At 71.9% G+C, this 1,672-nt stretch carries 4 protein-coding genes and 1 pseudogene; all 5 read left to right on the top strand.

Features of this window, described 5'->3' with window-relative positions:
• Positions 1 to 195 precede the first annotated feature (195 nt).
• The gene (locus ACFWUY_RS41525) at positions 196 to 399 is read left to right on the top strand and encodes an RRQRL motif-containing zinc-binding protein (protein WP_384122198.1); all 204 of its coding nucleotides are present in this window, start codon (positions 196 to 198) and stop codon (positions 397 to 399) included.
• 36 nt (positions 400 to 435) lie between these two features.
• Positions 436 to 624 carry a hypothetical protein gene (locus ACFWUY_RS41520; protein ID WP_365777471.1) on the top strand — a complete coding sequence of 63 codons (189 nt, stop codon included), beginning with the start codon at positions 436 to 438 and terminating at the stop codon, positions 622 to 624.
• Positions 625 to 635: 11 nt separating this feature from the next.
• Positions 636 to 1,109: a hypothetical protein gene (locus tag ACFWUY_RS41515; protein ID WP_384122195.1), complete on the top strand. Its 474-nt coding sequence runs from the start codon at positions 636 to 638 to the stop codon at positions 1,107 to 1,109.
• 5 nt (positions 1,110 to 1,114) lie between these two features.
• A complete protein-coding gene (locus ACFWUY_RS41510; protein ID WP_384122192.1) occupies positions 1,115 to 1,465 on the top strand; it encodes a hypothetical protein in 351 nt (116 codons plus the stop codon).
• Positions 1,466 to 1,490: 25 nt separating this feature from the next.
• A pseudogene (locus tag ACFWUY_RS41505) lies at positions 1,491 to 1,672 on the top strand (hypothetical protein); the annotation flags it as partial.

Genomic DNA, 1,672 nt, shown 5'->3' with positions numbered 1-1,672 from the left:
GGGGTCAGCGAGCCCTACCACCGCTGGAACGACGCGCAGGGCCGCACCCGCGCCGAAGTTCTCACCCTCGTCCGCACCGCCGCCGCCCACGCCCGGCGGGAGGGCCGGTGACGACCTACCGCAAGAACCTCGCACCGGCCGGGCTGATGACCCGCCGCCGGACTCCGCCCCGGCGGCCACGACCCGGTCGCCCAGATCCGCTACTGGCGCCACGGCTGGCGCTACGCCTACCTCTACGACACCCAGCGCGCCCTGCCCATCAGGCCGATGACGCCGGGCCGCTGGCGCTCGCACGAGGCGATGATGCGCGCCCGCCACACCTGTCCCGCCTGCCGACTCGACCGGGGCTACTGCATCCCCACCTCGCTCGGCACCTGCCCCGACTGCGCCACCTCCTGACCCACCCCACCACCCACCACCAGGGAGGCCCCCCGCATGGCCATCACGGTCTCGCTCGTCGCCCTCTTCGGGCTCGTCCTGTACTTCCTCCTGCGCGCCGGAAACCTCGGCTACGGCAGCGCGCTCATCGCCGCCGGGTTCGGGTTCTTCCTCGCCTCCACCGGCGCTGCCGGCCCCATCAACCGCCTCGCCCAGAGCCTCATCGACGCCGCCTCCAACCTCTGAGGAGCCGACCCGTGTTCGAGATCCGCGTCATCTGCGACCCCGACGACACCGACCGCGTCATCGACACCCTCGGCAGCGTCTTCACCACCTGGTCCGCCCACCGCACGGCCACCCGCGACGGCGACCGCACCCGCGTCTACCTGTCCGCCGACCACCGCCCCGCCCTCACGCAGGAGTGGCCGACGCCGGAGCAGGCCTACGCCACCGCCCCGAGCATCATCAGCGAAATCGGCTGGGTCGCCCGCACCGCCGCCGACCGGCCCTTCGGTACCGAGACGAGCCGGGAGTTCTGGCTCCGCAAAGCCGCCCTACTCGACCGCATCGCCCTCGGCGACGACAAGGCCCCGCCCATCAGCGACGCCACCACGGACGCCGGCCGGGCCGCCCGGCGGCTCATGGACATCGACAACGCGGCTGTGATCTGCGACCCGCGCCACTACGTCCGCCAGCAGTACGCCCGCCAGACCACCCAGTCGACCTCCTAACAGGCATGGACCCGCTCCTGGACTGGGGCGACGCCCGGCACTTCGACCGCACCCGGAATCGGGCCTGCCACATGTGCGGCAAGCCCACCCCAATGCGGTCCCACGCCGGAGAACCCGCCCACAAGGTGTGCGCAGAGGAATGGAACGCCACCCACCCCGGTGAGCCCCGCCGCTACACCCGGCCCGGCCCGGACCGGCCGCAGCACGACGTGGGCACCTGGCGGTTCCACAACGACGGCCCCGTCACCGACCAGCGCATGACCGTCCTCGCTCCGGTCACGACCGGCGCCGGGCAGTCCGTCAATGTCGTCGATGTCCCGGTCGAACCGGGGCAGGCCGATCTGTTCGCCGCGTAACAGCCAACCGTTAGGGAGATCTCGCGTGCGTTTCTACCTGACCACCCACAAACAGCACTGGGTCCGCGCGGTGCGGATCCCGCTGTTCCTCAAGGCCCAGCACTTCACCCAGACCAAGACCCTCCACCCCGCCCTCGGCCCCTACGCGGTGGACTCCGGCGGCTTCTCGGAGCTCCAAAAGCACGGCACCTGGACGCGCACCCCGCG

The organism is Streptomyces sp. NPDC058664 (assembly GCF_042716635.1).
GTDB lineage: Bacteria > Actinomycetota > Actinomycetes > Streptomycetales > Streptomycetaceae > Streptomyces.
The sequence above is the reverse complement of the archived record's forward strand: the minus strand, read 5'-3'. Positions and strand labels throughout refer to the sequence as shown.